This is a genomic window from Pseudomonas sp. RA_105y_Pfl2_P56, assembly GCF_963970845.1.
Lineage (GTDB): Bacteria > Pseudomonadota > Gammaproteobacteria > Pseudomonadales > Pseudomonadaceae > Aquipseudomonas > Aquipseudomonas baetica_A.
This window is the reverse complement of the sequence record NZ_CAXAPL010000015.1, coordinates 31,407-45,355: the sequence shown is the minus strand read 5'-3', so window position 1 is coordinate 45,355 and position 13,949 is coordinate 31,407. Positions and strand designations below refer to the sequence as shown.

General features: G+C 60.8%; 12 protein-coding genes. 5 read left to right on the top strand and 7 right to left on the bottom strand.

What is annotated here, in order from left to right; all coding sequences use genetic code 11:
• The first annotated feature begins 52 nt into the window (after positions 1-52).
• The 3 genes from AACY11_RS12555 (at position 53) to gcvH (ending at position 3,340) form a co-directional block, all read left to right on the top strand.
• Positions 53-1,669: an ABC transporter permease gene (locus AACY11_RS12555; RefSeq protein WP_339430431.1), complete on the top strand. Its 1,617-nt coding sequence runs from the start codon at positions 53-55 to the stop codon at positions 1,667-1,669.
• 156 nt (positions 1,670-1,825) lie between these two features.
• Positions 1,826-2,908: a glycine cleavage system aminomethyltransferase GcvT gene (gcvT, locus tag AACY11_RS12550; RefSeq protein ID WP_339494906.1), complete on the top strand. Its 1,083-nt coding sequence runs from the start codon at positions 1,826-1,828 to the stop codon at positions 2,906-2,908.
• 48 nt (positions 2,909-2,956) lie between these two features.
• Complete coding sequence (gcvH, locus tag AACY11_RS12545; protein ID WP_339430429.1) at positions 2,957-3,340, top strand: glycine cleavage system protein GcvH; 384 nt, start codon at positions 2,957-2,959, stop codon at positions 3,338-3,340.
• A 54-nt stretch (positions 3,341-3,394) separates the two neighbouring features.
• On the opposite strand, the gene AACY11_RS12540 is transcribed toward gcvH, so the two are convergent.
• A complete protein-coding gene (locus AACY11_RS12540; RefSeq protein WP_339430428.1) occupies positions 3,395-4,537 on the bottom strand; it encodes a DegT/DnrJ/EryC1/StrS family aminotransferase in 1,143 nt (380 codons plus the stop codon).
• A gap of 158 nt (positions 4,538-4,695) precedes the next feature.
• Between AACY11_RS12540 and gcvP the strand changes: the two genes are divergently transcribed.
• Positions 4,696-7,569, top strand: a complete 2,874-nt coding sequence (gcvP, locus tag AACY11_RS12535) for an aminomethyl-transferring glycine dehydrogenase (RefSeq protein ID WP_339494905.1) — start codon at positions 4,696-4,698, stop codon at positions 7,567-7,569.
• Positions 7,570-7,751: 182 nt separating this feature from the next.
• Here the strand turns inward: gcvP and AACY11_RS12530 are convergent, their stop codons facing one another.
• The 5 genes from AACY11_RS12530 to AACY11_RS12510 form a co-directional block, all read right to left on the bottom strand.
• The gene (locus tag AACY11_RS12530; protein WP_169843014.1) at positions 7,752-8,072 is read right to left on the bottom strand and encodes a DUF2388 domain-containing protein; all 321 of its coding nucleotides are present in this window, start codon (positions 8,070-8,072) and stop codon (positions 7,752-7,754) included.
• Between the two features lie 66 nt (positions 8,073-8,138).
• Positions 8,139-8,582, bottom strand: a complete 444-nt coding sequence (locus AACY11_RS12525) for an NfeD family protein (RefSeq protein WP_339464662.1) — start codon at positions 8,580-8,582, stop codon at positions 8,139-8,141.
• Between the two features lie 3 nt (positions 8,583-8,585).
• Positions 8,586-9,506 carry an SPFH domain-containing protein gene (locus tag AACY11_RS12520; RefSeq protein WP_339430425.1) on the bottom strand — a complete coding sequence of 307 codons (921 nt, stop codon included), beginning with the start codon at positions 9,504-9,506 and terminating at the stop codon, positions 8,586-8,588.
• 91 nt (positions 9,507-9,597) lie between these two features.
• The gene (locus AACY11_RS12515; RefSeq protein ID WP_339494903.1) at positions 9,598-11,382 is read right to left on the bottom strand and encodes a GspE/PulE family protein; all 1,785 of its coding nucleotides are present in this window, start codon (positions 11,380-11,382) and stop codon (positions 9,598-9,600) included.
• A gap of 92 nt (positions 11,383-11,474) precedes the next feature.
• Positions 11,475-11,813: a hypothetical protein gene (locus AACY11_RS12510; RefSeq protein WP_339430423.1), complete on the bottom strand. Its 339-nt coding sequence runs from the start codon at positions 11,811-11,813 to the stop codon at positions 11,475-11,477.
• 126 nt (positions 11,814-11,939) lie between these two features.
• Here AACY11_RS12510 and AACY11_RS12505 point away from each other — a divergent pair, with 126 nt between their 5' ends.
• Positions 11,940-12,404: an Lrp/AsnC family transcriptional regulator gene (locus AACY11_RS12505; protein WP_221734057.1), complete on the top strand. Its 465-nt coding sequence runs from the start codon at positions 11,940-11,942 to the stop codon at positions 12,402-12,404.
• A 93-nt stretch (positions 12,405-12,497) separates the two neighbouring features.
• Here the strand turns inward: AACY11_RS12505 and AACY11_RS12500 are convergent, their stop codons facing one another.
• A complete protein-coding gene (locus AACY11_RS12500) occupies positions 12,498-13,868 on the bottom strand; it encodes a CYTH domain-containing protein (protein ID WP_339494902.1) in 1,371 nt (456 codons plus the stop codon).
• Between the last annotated feature and the right edge of the window lie 81 nt (positions 13,869-13,949).

Below are 13,949 nucleotides of genomic sequence, written 5' to 3'. Positions count from 1 at the left end.
TGTGCCCACGCAGAGCGTGGGCACAATCATTTAGCCCCTCAGAGAGCCAAAAGTGGCCCACCCCGTCCAACGCCGCTGGTATCCCATCGTCTTCGCCATTGCTGCGCTGGTGCTGTTGCCCCTGAGCGTGTTGCTGCTCTCATGGCAGAGCATCGACCAGCAGATCTGGTCGCACCTGTGGCAAACCCAGATGCCGCGCCTGCTGGGCAACACCCTGACGCTGGTGCTGGGCGTCGGTGTCGGGGTGACGCTGCTCGGCGTCAGCCTCGCCTGGCTCACCAGCCTGTGCGAATTCCCAGGGCGACGCTGGCTGGACTGGGCGCTGATGTTGCCGTTCGCCATCCCGGCCTACGTGCTGGCGTTTGTCTTTGTCGGCCTGCTTGATTTCGCCGGCCCCGTGCAAACCCTGCTGCGCGAGTGGTTCGGTTCGGGCCTGCGACTGCCGCGGGTGCGTTCCACCGGCGGGGTGATTGTGGTGCTGGTGCTGGTTTTCTATCCCTACGTTTACCTGTTGGCGCGCACTGCGTTCCTCGCGCAGGGCAAAGGGCTGATGGAAGCGGCGCGGGTGCTTGGCCAATCACCGTGGCAAGCGTTCTGGCGCGTGGCGTTGCCGATGGCGCGTCCGGCCATCGGTGCCGGCGTGGCACTGGCGCTGATGGAAACCCTCGCCGATTTTGGCGCGGTGTCGGTGTTCAACTTCGACACCTTCACCACCGCCATTTACAAAACCTGGTACGGCTTCTTCAGCCTGTCGAGCGCTGCGCAACTGGCCAGCCTGTTGTTGTTGGTGGTGATGCTGGTGCTGTATGGCGAGCGCCGCGCGCGAGGGGCCAACCGGGCGGGCAACGAGCGGCCGCGGGTCAAGGCGTTGTATCACTTGCGTGGGTTGAAGGCGTTCGCGGCAATGAGTTGGTGTGGACTGGTTTTCGCCTGCGCGTTCGTCATTCCGCTGTTGCAACTGATCGTCTGGTTCTGGCAGCGCGGACGCTTCGATCTGGATGAGCGCTACGTCGGACTGATCATTCACACCCTGTACCTGGGGGGGATGGCGGCGTTGATGACCGTCAGCGTTGCGTTGCTGCTGGCCTTCGCCCGGCGTCTGGCACCCACTCGGGCGATTCGTTCCGGGGTGAGTCTGGCCAACCTCGGTTACGCCTTGCCGGGGTCGGTGCTGGCGGTATCGATCATGTTGGCGTTCAGTTATCTGGACCGGGAAATGGTGATTCCGCTCTCCGGCTGGCTCGGTGGCGCAGGCAAACCGTTGTTGCTCGGCAGTCTGGCAGCGTTGCTGATGGCGTATCTGGTGCGGTTTATCGCTGTGGCCTATGGCCCGTTGGAAAACAGCCTGGCGCGTATACGGCCCTCTTTGCCCGAAGCGGCACGTAGCCTGGGTGTCAGTGGGCCACGACTGTTTTTCAAAGTGTATCTGCCGTTGTTGTTGCCCGGGACGCTGAGCGCGGCGTTGCTGGTGTTCGTCGATGTGCTCAAGGAAATGCCCGCTACCCTGCTGATGCGCCCGTTTGGCTGGGATACGCTGGCTGTGCGGATCTTCGAGATGACCAGTGAAGGGGAGTGGGCGAGGGCGTCATTACCGGCGTTGACCCTGGTTCTGGTCGGGTTGTTGCCGGTCATTGGCCTGATCAGACGTTCTGCACACAGAAACACTTAGTCGTCAGTCCTGAATCATGCGGCTACAATGCGCGGCATTCGGTGCGGATCGTCTGACAGACCCGTTCGCTGAACTCGGCTGAAAGCCTTCTATTTCAAGGCTTGAGCGCCGTGCAGCGGCTGTCCGCACCTTCGCCACGCCCGGAAGGAGAAACCCATGGGACAGCGTACGCCTCTGTATGACCTGCATCTCGCCCTCGGCGCGAAGATGGTCGATTTTGGCGGTTGGGACATGCCACTGCATTACGGCTCGCAGGTCGAGGAGCATCACGAAGTGCGCCGCGATTGCGGGGTGTTCGATGTGTCCCACATGACCGTTATCGACGTTGATGGTCCTCAGGCCAAGGCCTGGCTCCAGCATTTGCTGGCCAACGATGTCGAACGCCTGCACCGCCCCGGCCGTGCGTTGTACAGCACCATGCTCAACGAGCGTGGCGGCATCGTCGACGACATGATCGTCTATCGCCTCGACGACGGTTATCGCCTGGTGGTCAACGCCTCCACCCGCGATCAGGATCTGGCCTGGATGCAGGCGCAACTGGTCGGGTTCGACGTGCAATTGCACGAACGTTCAGAGCTGGCGATGCTCGCCATTCAAGGCCCGCAGGCCCGACACAAGATTGCCGAACTGGTGACCCAGTCCCGCGCCACGCTGATCCAGCACCTCAAACCTTTCGAAGCTTACGCTGACGGCGACTGGTTCATTGCCCGCACCGGTTACACCGGTGAGGACGGTCTGGAAATCGCCCTGCCAGCGGATCAGGCGCCAGCGTTTTTCAACGATCTGGTCGGCGCCGGCATTTCCCCGATCGGCCTGGGCGCCCGCGACACTTTGCGTGTTGAAGCCGGGATGAACCTCTACGGTCAGGACATTCACCAAGACGTTTCGCCACTGGCCTCGAACATGGCCTGGAGCATTGCCTGGGAACCGGCATCGCGTCAGTTCATTGGCCGCGCGGCGCTTGAGGCGGAAAAAGCCGCTGGCATTGCGCAAAAACTGGTCGGACTGGTGCTGGAAGAACGCGGTGTTTTGCGCGCTCATCAAGTGGTTCGTATCGCCGATGTTGGCGAAGGGGAGATCACCAGTGGTAGTTTCTCTCCTACGCTAAGCAAATCGATTGCCCTGGCGCGTGTTCCGATGGCCACCGCCGATCGCGCCGAAGTGGAAATCCGTGGCAAGTGGTATCCGGTTCGCGTGGTCAAACCGACCTTCGTGCGCCATGGCAAAACTTTGATCTAACCTTTTCCGGCGGGCACGACCGCTGACAATTTCCTGAGGACACCGAGCATGAGCAATATCCCCGCTGAACTGCGTTTTGCCGAAAGTCATGAGTGGGCGCGTCTGGAAGCTGACGGCACCGTTACCGTGGGCATCAGCGATCACGCGCAGGAAGCGCTGGGCGACGTGGTGTTCGTTGAGCTGACCGACGTGGGCAAAGTGTTTGCGGCTGAAGATCAGGCCGGTGTGGTCGAATCGGTGAAAGCGGCTTCCGACATCTACGCCCCGATCAGCGGTGAAGTGATTGCCGTCAACGAAGAGCTGAGCGGCTCGCCGGAACTGCTCAACTCCGATCCGTATGGCGCGTGGATCTTCAAGCTCAAGCCAAGCGACACCGCTGATCTGGAAAAACTGCTCGATGCAGCGGCCTACAAGGCTGTCATCGGCGAGTAAACCAAACGCAATACCCAAAGCCCCGATCCGTCGGGGCTTTTTGGTGGGCGATCGTCAGGCGCCGCCCAACACGGCTTTCACTGCCGCCACCGAGCGCTCGACATCTTCCATGGTCATGGTGGTGAACATCGGCAGCGACACAATCAGTCGCCCGACCCGCTCGGCCACAGGTAGCGTTCCTTCCTTGAAGCCGCGCTCGCGGTACAGGCTCAGCAAGTGGATCGGCGGGTAGTGATAGCCGATGCCAATGCCACGCGCCTGCATCTGCTCCATGAACGTGGCCCGCGCCGGCAAGCCATCCTGGCGCTCCGGCAATACCAACTGAAACAGGTGCCAGTTGCTGTTCTCGAAATCCGCGGGCGGTAATTGCGCGCCATAGGTGGTTTCGAAATCCTCGCCGAAGCATTTGAAATAGTGTCGGGCCAGTTCACGTCGATGGGCGGTCAACGCCTCGATATGGGCGAATTGACCAAGGCCGATGGCGGCGGCGATGTCGGTCATGTTGAATTTGCCACCGAGCACGTCGACGTCCAGACCGTCGAAACCATGGCGGGTCACGCCCTGCAAGCGGTACTTCTGCGCCAGCCGTGCTTCCTCGGGCGTGTTCAGCACCAGGCAACCGCCCTCGGAGCAGGTCACGTTCTTGTTCGCCTGAAAGCTGAACGACACGAAGTCGCCGGTTGCGCCAATGCGCTGGCCATTCCAGCTCGAACCCAGGGCCTGAGCCGCGTCTTCGACAATGCGCAGATTGTGTTTGGCGGCGATGGCGTACAGGCGATCCATGTCCACTGGCAAACCGGCCAGATACACCGCAATCACCGCTTTGGTACGCGGTGTAATGGCGGCTTCGAGTTGATCCAGGTCGATGTTGCGGGTTATCGGGTCGATGTCGGCAAACACAGGCGTGGCGCCGACTTCAAGGATTACATTGGCCGTGGCCACCCAGGAAATCGGTGTGGTGATCACCTCGTCGCCCGGGCCGATGCCGGCAATGCGCAAGGCGATTTCCATGGTACAGGTGCCGGAGTTGAACGTGCGCACCGGGCGCCCGCCAAAGTATTGCGAGAGCTGCGCTTCAAAGGCCTGAACTTTCGGCCCGCTGGTAATCCAGCCGGAGCGCAGCACGTCGCCTACAGCGGCAATCGTTGCTTCATCGATAACGGGTTTGGAAAACGGCAGGAATGGCAGTTGGCTCATGGGGCGTCGATCATCCGCTGGTTGGATGCCTGAGGCAGGCGCGCCACAGCATGGCCCGAAACCGCCGTCGGCGCCAAGCCGTGCGCGTCGATATCGACTGCTATGCTGGTTTGACCGTGTTGCATTGACGCCGAGCGCCAGCCAAGAGAGAGCCCGTCATGTCCCAATTGCCGTCCCTGAGCCAGTTACGTGATCCAGATGCCTTCCTGCGCCGTCACTTGGGCCCCGATGCCGCCGAGCAGCAGGCGATGCTCGACAGCCTGGGGCTCGGCAGTCGGATCGAACTGATCGAGCAAACCGTGCCGCCGAGTATCCGCCTCAATCGTGCGCTGGATTTGCCGCCAGCCCTCGATGAGCAAGCGGCGCTGGCCAAGTTGCACGGTTATGCCGAGCAAAATCAGGTCTGGACCAGCCTGATCGGCATGGGCTACCACGGCACCCTCACGCCGACCGTCATCCTGCGCAACGTGCTGGAAAATCCCGGCTGGTACACCGCGTACACGCCCTATCAACCGGAGATCGCCCAAGGCCGGCTCGAAGCGCTGCTGAATTTCCAGCAACTGACCATCGACCTCACCGGCCTCGAACTGGCCAATGCCTCGCTGCTCGACGAAGCCACGGCGGCAGCGGAAGCCATGGCGTTGGCCAAGCGCGTGGCGAAGTCCAAGAGCAATCTGTTTTTCGTCGACGAAAACTGTCATCCACAAACCCTTTCCGTTGTGCAGACCCGCGCCGAGGGCTTCGGTTTTGAAGTGATCGTCGACGCTGTGGATAACTTGAAGCAGCACCAGGTGTTCGGTGCGCTGCTGCAGTATCCCGACACGCACGGCGAGATCCGTGATCTGCGGCCGTTGATCGATCACCTGCATGCGCAACAGGCACTGGCCTGCGTCGCCACCGATTTGCTCAGTCTGTTGTTGCTGACGCCGCCGGGTGAACTGGGTGCGGATGTGGTGTTCGGCTCGTCCCAGCGCTTTGGTGTGCCCATGGGCTACGGCGGCCCGCACGCCGCGTTTTTTGCCAGTCGCGAGGCATACAAACGGGCCATTCCCGGGCGGATCATCGGGGTGTCGAAAGACGCCCGGGGCAACGTGGCGTTGCGCATGGCCCTGCAAACCCGCGAACAACATATCCGCCGCGAGAAGGCCAACTCGAATATCTGCACCGCGCAGGTTCTCCTGGCCAACATCGCCAGTTTCTATGCGGTCTATCACGGGCCGGAAGGTTTGAAACGGATCGCCCAGCGCGTGCATCGATTGACCTGCATTCTTGCTGCCGGTCTTGAGCGCCACGGCATCAGCCGGGTCAACGAGCATTTTTTCGACACGCTGACGCTGGAGGTGGGCGGTGCGCAAACCGCGATCATCGAAAGTGCTCAGGCTGCGCAGATCAACCTGAGAATTCTTGGCCGTGGCCGAGTCGGTCTGAGCCTCGATGAAACCTGTGACGAACGCACCGTCGCCAAACTTTTTGATGTGCTGCTGGGTGCCGATCATGGGCTGATCGTTGACGATCTTGACGCTGAAGTGCTGCTTTCCGGCATACCCGTTCCGCTCCAGCGCAACACGCCTTACCTGCGTCATCCGGTGTTCAACGCCCATCACAGCGAAACCGAGATGCTGCGTTACCTCAAGCAATTGGAGAACAAGGATCTGGCGCTCAACCAGTCGATGATCCCGCTGGGCTCCTGCACCATGAAGCTCAACGCCACCAGCGAGATGATCCCGATCACCTGGTCACAGTTCGCCCACCTGCATCCGTTTGCGCCGCGAGAACAGGCGGTCGGTTACACCTTGATGATCGAGGAGCTGGAGCGCTGGTTGTGCGCGATCACCGGGTTCGATGCAATCTGCATGCAGCCCAACTCCGGGGCTCAGGGCGAGTACGCCGGGCTGCTGGCGATCCGCAAGTATCACGAGAGTCGTCAACAGGGCGCGCGGGATATCTGCCTGATTCCGTCCTCGGCCCACGGCACTAACCCGGCCTCGGCGCAGATGGCCGGGATGCGCGTGGTGATCGTCGAGTGTGATGACGCGGGTAACGTTGATCTGGGGGACTTGAAGGCCAAAGCCGCCGAGGCGGGGAATAAGCTGTCGTGCCTGATGGCGACCTATCCGTCGACCCACGGCGTGTACGAGGAGGGCATCAGCGAGATTTGCGAGGTTATCCACCAGCACGGCGGTCAGGTGTACATGGATGGCGCCAACCTGAATGCGCAGGTTGGACTGACGCGGCCAGCAGACATCGGCGCCGATGTCTCGCACATGAACTTGCACAAGACTTTTTGCATTCCCCATGGCGGTGGCGGGCCGGGTATGGGGCCGATCGGCATTCGCGCGCACTTGGCGCCGTTCGTCGCCAATCATCCGGTGGTGCCGATTGACGGGCCAATGGCGCAGAACGGCGCCGTGAGCGCGGCGCCGTGGGGCAGTGCGAGCATTCTGCCCATCAGTTGGATGTACATCGCGATGATGGGGCCGCAACTGGCGGACGCCAGCGAGGTGGCGATTCTGGCGGCGAATTATCTGGCCCAGCATTTATCCGGTGCTTTTCCGGTGCTGTACACCGGACGCAACGGTCGGGTAGCCCATGAATGCATTCTCGATCTGCGGCCACTCAAAGCGCAGACCGGTATCAGCGAGGAAGACGTCGCCAAGCGTTTGATGGACTACGGCTTCCATGCGCCGACCATGTCGTTCCCGGTGCCGGGTACGTTGATGGTTGAACCGACCGAGAGTGAATCCAAGGCTGAACTGGACCGCTTCATCGGCGCGATGCTGAGCATCCGCGCCGAAATCAACGAAGTGCAAAATGGCAACTGGCCGGCCGAAGACAATCCGCTCAAGCATGCGCCGCACACGTTGGCGGATGTCACCGGGGTGTGGGAACGGCCCTATAGCATCGAGCAGGGCATCACCCCGGATGCCCATACCAAAGCGCACAAGTATTGGCCGGCGGTGAATCGGGTGGACAACGTTTACGGGGATCGCAACCTGTTTTGTGCCTGCGTACCGGTGGACGACTACCGCTGAACTGACGGTTGAACCGGATCCACTGTGGGCTGGCTCGCGAAAGCGCTGTGTCAGTCAGTAGAGATATTGGCTGGGTTGACGCCTTCGCGAGCCAGCCTGCTCCCACAGGGTTCTATGGTGAATGTGAAATAGCGAGCAAAAAAATGCCGCCCAATCGAGCGGCATTTTTGTGGGCGAAAGGCTTATTCGGAAGCCACGGCGTTCTTCGCCAGAATCGCATTCGCCAATTCCATGTCCGTCGCTTGCAGGCCCGGGTTGTCGGCGCGGACTTTCTGCATCGCTGCTTCCAGATACGGACCGCGAATGCCGCCGTCACTGGCAACGAAACTGCCGGCATCGTCCTGTGCCGCGACGATCAATTTGTGATCCTTGAAGGTCAGGTAAGTCGAACCGGTGGTAGCACCGGACGAAATGACGTTACGCCAAAAGCTGTCCGCCATGGCCGAACCAACGGGAAGGGACAGCAAGGCCAGCGTGGCGACAGCAAGTTTGAGACGCATGATGAGGTGACTCCTGGGGGTTAACTACGGCGTTGGATCGTCATTTTCCCGATCCGGTTCCGTACGCAATCATTCGGCACGCTCAACCAACAAAATCGCGCCTTGTTGCCCGGTCACGCGAACACGCTCGCCAACCGGTGTATCAGGCCCTCTGGCGATCCACACGCCATCAGCAACCTTGATCTTGCCGTGACCGTCGGCAATCGCTTCGCTGACCACGAACACGTTGCCGATCAATTCCTGCCCCCGCAGGTTCAGGAGTGGTTGATCACTGCGACGCACCGCGGTGCGTTGGCGTCGCCACCAATACAGCGCGGTCAGGATCGAAAACAGCGCAAACAGCACCAGCTGGATTTCCCACGGCAGCGTCGGCAAGACAAACGTTGTGACCCCGACAGCGGCAGCCGCCATGCCGATCCACAACAGATAGCCGCCAGCCCCGAACACTTCGAGGATCAGGAACACCGTGCCCAGCCCCAGCCAACTCCAGAAGGTGAACAGTTCGGTCGGCATGACTCAGACCTTCTTGCCGTCAAAAGTCGCTTTGACAATTTCGGTAATCCCACCCACCGCGCCGATCATCGAACTGGCTTCCAGTGGCATGAGGATGACTTTGCTGTTGTTGGCCGAGGCCAGTTTGCCCAGTGCGTCGATGTATTTTTGCGCGACGAAATAGTTGACCGCTTGTACGTTGCCGCCGGCGATGGCTTCGGACACCACTTTGGTCGCCTGGGCTTCGGCTTCGGCCTGGCGCTCGCGGGCTTCGGATTCAAGAAACGCGGCCTGACGGCTACCTTCGGCTTCCAGAATCTGTGCCTGCTTCTTGCCCTCTGCGGTGAGGATCGCCGAGGCTCGCAGGCCCTCGGCTTCGAGGATCTGCGCACGTTTGATACGTTCGGCTTTCATTTGTCCGGACATGGCAGCCATCAGGTCAGCGGGCGGGCTGATGTCCTTTATTTCGATCCGGGTGATTTTGATGCCCCAGGGGGCGGTGGCTTCGTCGACGGTGCGCAGCAGCCGTTCGTTGATGTTGTCACGCTGGCTGAGCATGGCGTCCAGCTCCATGGAACCGAGCACAGTGCGGATGTTGGTCTGCAGCAAATTGCGAATGGCGTGTTCGAGGTTGTTCACCTCGTAGGCGGCCTGGGCCGTGTTGACCACCTGGAAGAAACACACGGCGTCGATCTGCACCGTGGCGTTGTCGGAGGTGATGACTTCCTGAGGAGGGATGTCCAGCACGCTTTCCATCACGTTGATCTTGCGACCGATACGATCCATCACCGGAATGATGATGTTCAGGCCAGGTTTGAGGGTGTTGGTGTAGCGCCCGAAGCGCTCGACCGTCCACTCGAAACCCTGGGGCACGACTTTGAAACCCATGAACAGAATGGCGATTGCCAGGGCCACAAACAGTAAAAGCACACTTCCGGTCTGCATAACGATTCCTTGTTGGATGGATCAATGGGGTTGCGATGGCGCCAGTGTAACGGCGTGGCCCGGGCTTAAGAACAGCTTGATGGCAATCTGATTATTTGTGCTCGCTCTGCGGCGTCACCCGCAGCACCTCCTCAATCGTCGTCAGCCCTGCCGCCACTTTCTGTGCGCCGGACAGGCGCAAGCTGCGCATGCCTTCCTTGAACGCCTGGCGGCGGATCGCCGTGAGGTCGGTGTCCGGGGTGATGAAGGCTTTGAGGCTGTCGCTCAGTTGCATGATTTCGTAGACCCCCGCGCGGCCGCGATAACCGGTGTCGCGGCACTCCAGGCAACCGATGGCGCGATGGGCACTGCCCGGCAGCGGCGCCTGCCAGGGGCGGGTCAGGGTTTGCCAGTCCTCATCTTCGAGTGTCAGCGGCGCCTTGCAATGAGGGCACAAGGTGCGCACCAGTCGTTGCGCCATGACCCCGAGTACGGTGGCTTTGATCAGGTAATGCGGTACGCCCAGTTCGAGTAAACGGCTGATCGCACTCGGTGCGTCGTTGGTGTGCAAGGTCGACAGCACCAAGTGCCCGGTCAGCGCAGCCTGAATCGCCATTTCGGCGGTTTCGAGGTCGCGGATCTCGCCGATCATGATGATGTCCGGGTCTTGCCGCATCAGTGCGCGCACCCCGGCGGCAAAAGTCAGGTCGATGTTGTGTTGCACCTGCATCTGGTTGAATGCCGGCTCGACCATTTCGATGGGGTCTTCGATGGTGCAGAGGTTGACCTCCGGCGTCGCCAGTTTCTTCAGCGTGGTGTACAGCGTGGTGGTCTTGCCCGAACCGGTCGGCCCGGTGACCAGAATGATGCCGTTGGGCTGTCGGGTCATGTCCTGCCAGCGGCGCAGGTCGTCGGCGGAAAAACCCAACTGATCGAAGTTCTTGAGCAGCACTTGCGGGTCGAAGATGCGCATGACCATTTTTTCGCCAAACGCGGTGGGCAGCGTTGATAACCGCAACTCGACTTCACCGCCGTCCGGGGTCTTGGTCTTGACCCGGCCGTCCTGGGGTTTGCGCTTTTCGGCGACGTTCATCCGGCCGAGGCTTTTCAGGCGGCTGACAATCGCCATCGTCACCTGTGGCGGGAATTGATAGACGTTGTGCAGCACCCCATCAATGCGAAAACGCACCGTGCCTTGCTCGCGGCGCGGTTCGATGTGGATATCACTGGCGCGCTGTTGAAAGGCGTACTGGAACAGCCAGTCGACGATGTTGACGATGTGCGCGTCGTTGGCGTCCGGCTCCTGATCGCTGGCACCGAGGTTGAGCAGTTGCTCGAAGTTGCCCAGGTTACCGTTCTGCTGATCGCCGCTGCTCGCGCCGCTGACCGATTTGGCCAGGCGAAAGAACTCGACGCTGAAGCGCTGGATATCTACCGGGTTGGCGACCACCCGTCTGATCGGCAGCTTCAGTACGTGAGTCAGGTCGGCTTCCCAGCCGTTCACATAGGGCTGGGCGCTGGCCACGGTCACCGAGTCGCGGTCGACTCCAACCGCGAGGATCTTGTGCCGTTGGGCAAAGGCGTAGGACATCAGCGGGGTGATGGCGGCGACGTTGATCTTCAGCGGATCGATGCGCAGGTACGGCTGCCCGGCCTGCTGCGCCAGCCACAGGGTCAGGCTTTCAAGATCGAGGTGCTTGCCCGGACGGCTGAGGTCGTCCAGTTGTTGGCTGGCGATGAACTCCAGCGGGTGTATCTGACCGTGGGCGGCATGACGGCGGCGCGCAATCAGCGCCTGCTCCGCCGAGTCCTGGCTGATGAAGCCTTGGGCGACCAGTTCGCGCAGCACATCGTTGAGTTCCAGCCAGCGGTCCTGAATAGCGAGTTGAACGGACATGCGGGCTTCCTTTTAAGCGACGTTGCGCCAAAGGATAGTCGCGGCCCGGCAGACCGTTGGGCCACTACCCGACGAAGCCGTTGCCGGATTTGTCAGCCGGCAGCCTGCGCTGGCGCCTCCCACGCGCTGTCGGCGTTTTGCAGATTCACCGAGCAGACGCTGATCAGGTTACGAAGCTTTTGCGCGATGACCTGAGCGCGATGCCAGCTCAGGCCGCCCATGATCAGATCGATCGACAGCAGATCGTCCAGCCGCTGCACGTTGACCTGCTCGGGCGTGAGCAATTGCAGTGCGAACAGGTTCAGCACTCGCACCAGCAAATCCGGCTCGGCCTCGGCGAGGATCTGATAGTGCGCCAGGCAATGGGCGTTGCTGACGTTCCAGACGTCGGCGCGGGTGGGTGGGGGGGTTACGGCTTCGAGGTGCGGCATGACGAGTCTCCAAAATCGCTGGAGGAATTTTTACATTCGGTGCCGGGTATTTCTTATCTATGATTGGCGTTAATGGCGGCTGATCGGGAAGATCAATTCGCAAAGTTGTCTATTTGAGGTTTTTTTATGCATAGCGAACTGGACGGCTACGACCGCAAGATTCTCGCCCTGCTGCAAGAGGACGCTTCGCTGTCCAGTGCGCAGATCGCCGAACAGGTGGGGCTGTCGCAATCACCGTGCTGGCGGCGGATTCAACGGATGAAGGAGGAAGGGATCATTCGCGGGCAGGTGACGTTGCTGGATCGCAAGAAAATCGGCCTGAACACGCAGATCTTTGCCGAGATCAAACTCAATGCGCACGGGCGTTCGAACTTCACCGAATTCACCGAAGCGATTCGTGGTTTTCCGCAAGTGCTGGAGTGTTATGTGCTGATGGGCGCGGTCGACTTTCTGCTGCGCATTGTTGCGGCGGACATCGAGGCCTATGAGCGGTTCTTCTTCGAGAAGCTGTCGCTGGTGCCGGGGATTCAGGAAGTGAACTCGATTGTGGCGTTGTCAGAGATCAAGTCCACAACGAGCCTGCCGGTTTGAGTTTTCAGGCGTCTGTAATGGCCTCTTCGCGAGCGGGCTCGCACACATTTGGAATGAGTTTCCCTGTGTGCGACCCTGCTCGCGAAAGCGGTGTTACATGCGCAGCAGCATTTTCCACGCGCGATTCTGATAAACCGCAATCGCCTGCTGCTTGCGCGCATCGAGCAATTCGTCAGTGATGGTCGGCTCGTTGGCCAGTTGCGCCAGTTTGTTCAGCTCGCCGTACAGGCGATCCATTTCCGGGATCTCCAGCACGTTGCGCGCGTGGTGCAGCCAGACCTGAATGCGCTCGATACGCGGCAGTTGCTCGGCCAGATCTTCCGGCTGTTGCTGATAGCGCTGCAATTGCAGGGACGTGGCTTCTTCGCCCAACAGGCGCGGCAACCAACTGTGCAACTGCGCGCCACCCTGACGATTGCCACGCGTGTTGCGCTCGGTGGTCCAGGTGCGGGCCAGCAACCAGCGCGAGGTGTTCAGCGAGAACAGGCCCCAGCGTGGGTCTTGGAGTTCTTCGAGGAACTGCTCCGGCGCGGCTTTGCGCACGTCTTCGTCTTCGATACCGGCCTGAACCAGCGGACGCCAGTCTTCCAGCAATGCATCCAGCGCGACGCGCAGGTCGTGGGTCGATGGACGCGGCGCAGCCTGACCGAGGCTGCTGAGCAGGGCGCGCATTTCCGCCAGGTTTTCGACCCAGTCCAGCAACAGGCGCCAGTGACCGTTGAAACGGTACTGTTCAGCCAGACGCTGGCTGCTGCCGAGCAAGTGCCAGCACAGCGCGGCGAAGGCGTCGTCCAGTGGCGTTTCGGTTGTCAGTTGCGGCGCCGGCAGGCTCAGCGAGTAGCTGTTGGCGTCATATAGACGGTAGCCACGCTCGGCCTTGCTGATGTCGCACGGCATCAGAGCCAGGGTTTCGGCCAGTTCGGCGGCCAGTTCCAGCAGCGCGGCAGGCTCGCCTTCGCGCAGTTCCAGTTCCAGCTCGCAGATTTCTTCTTTCTGTTTGCCGACCACGACGTGGCCCAGATCCAGCGCGGCTTCGATGACCACTTTGCTCTTGCCACGGCCCCAGGCGATTTCGGCGCGCTCGCGAACGAAATCGGTGGTGAAGATCGGCTTCAGGGTTTTCTTGTCCAGTTCGGCCAGTTCCTCGGGCCAGCATTCGCCGTCGAGTTTCTTCACGTCGAGCTTGGCTTTGGGCAGGTTCCAGTCGTATTCGTTACGCTCGGACAGACCGGCAACGCTCTGGCCACGGGTCTTGAGGGTCTGAATCACCTCATCGCCATCCTTGCGCAGGCGCAGGGCAACTTTGGCCTGGGCCAGATCGCGCTCGGGGGTGTCGAAGTACTGGTTCATCAACTCACGGCGTTCCCAGCCACTTTTGTTGCGTTTTTTCAGTAGCGGGTGCTCGCGCAGGGCAGCGAGGGTTTCGCGGCTGACGCGGAGTTTGATTTCGGTTTCTTTCTGCATGGCCGGAAAATCCAGGATCGGGAGCGCAGCCGGGGGAATGTGTGGCTGCCAAGGCCGTGCAGTGTACAGGACTGATTCGTC

Excerpts from the sequence above, each read along its gene's own strand:
- AACY11_RS12515 (WP_339494903.1), bottom strand. The coding sequence starts at position 11,382 with ATGTCCGTTCAACTCGCTATTCAGGACCGCTGGCTGGAACTCAACGAT.
- AACY11_RS12500 (WP_339494902.1), bottom strand. The coding sequence starts at position 13,868 with ATGCAGAAAGAAACCGAAATCAAACTCCGCGTCAGCCGCGAAACCCTC.
- gcvP (WP_339494905.1), top strand. The coding sequence starts at position 4,696 with ATGTCCCAATTGCCGTCCCTGAGCCAGTTACGTGATCCAGATGCCTTC.
- AACY11_RS12520 (WP_339430425.1), bottom strand. The coding sequence starts at position 9,506 with ATGCAGACCGGAAGTGTGCTTTTACTGTTTGTGGCCCTGGCAATCGCC.
- gcvH (WP_339430429.1), top strand. The coding sequence starts at position 2,957 with ATGAGCAATATCCCCGCTGAACTGCGTTTTGCCGAAAGTCATGAGTGG.
- gcvT (WP_339494906.1), top strand. The coding sequence starts at position 1,826 with ATGGGACAGCGTACGCCTCTGTATGACCTGCATCTCGCCCTCGGCGCG.
- AACY11_RS12525 (WP_339464662.1), bottom strand. The coding sequence starts at position 8,582 with ATGCCGACCGAACTGTTCACCTTCTGGAGTTGGCTGGGGCTGGGCACG.
- AACY11_RS12510 (WP_339430423.1), bottom strand. The coding sequence starts at position 11,813 with ATGCCGCACCTCGAAGCCGTAACCCCCCCACCCACCCGCGCCGACGTC.
- AACY11_RS12540 (WP_339430428.1), bottom strand. The coding sequence starts at position 4,537 with ATGAGCCAACTGCCATTCCTGCCGTTTTCCAAACCCGTTATCGATGAA.
- AACY11_RS12505 (WP_221734057.1), top strand. The coding sequence starts at position 11,940 with ATGCATAGCGAACTGGACGGCTACGACCGCAAGATTCTCGCCCTGCTG.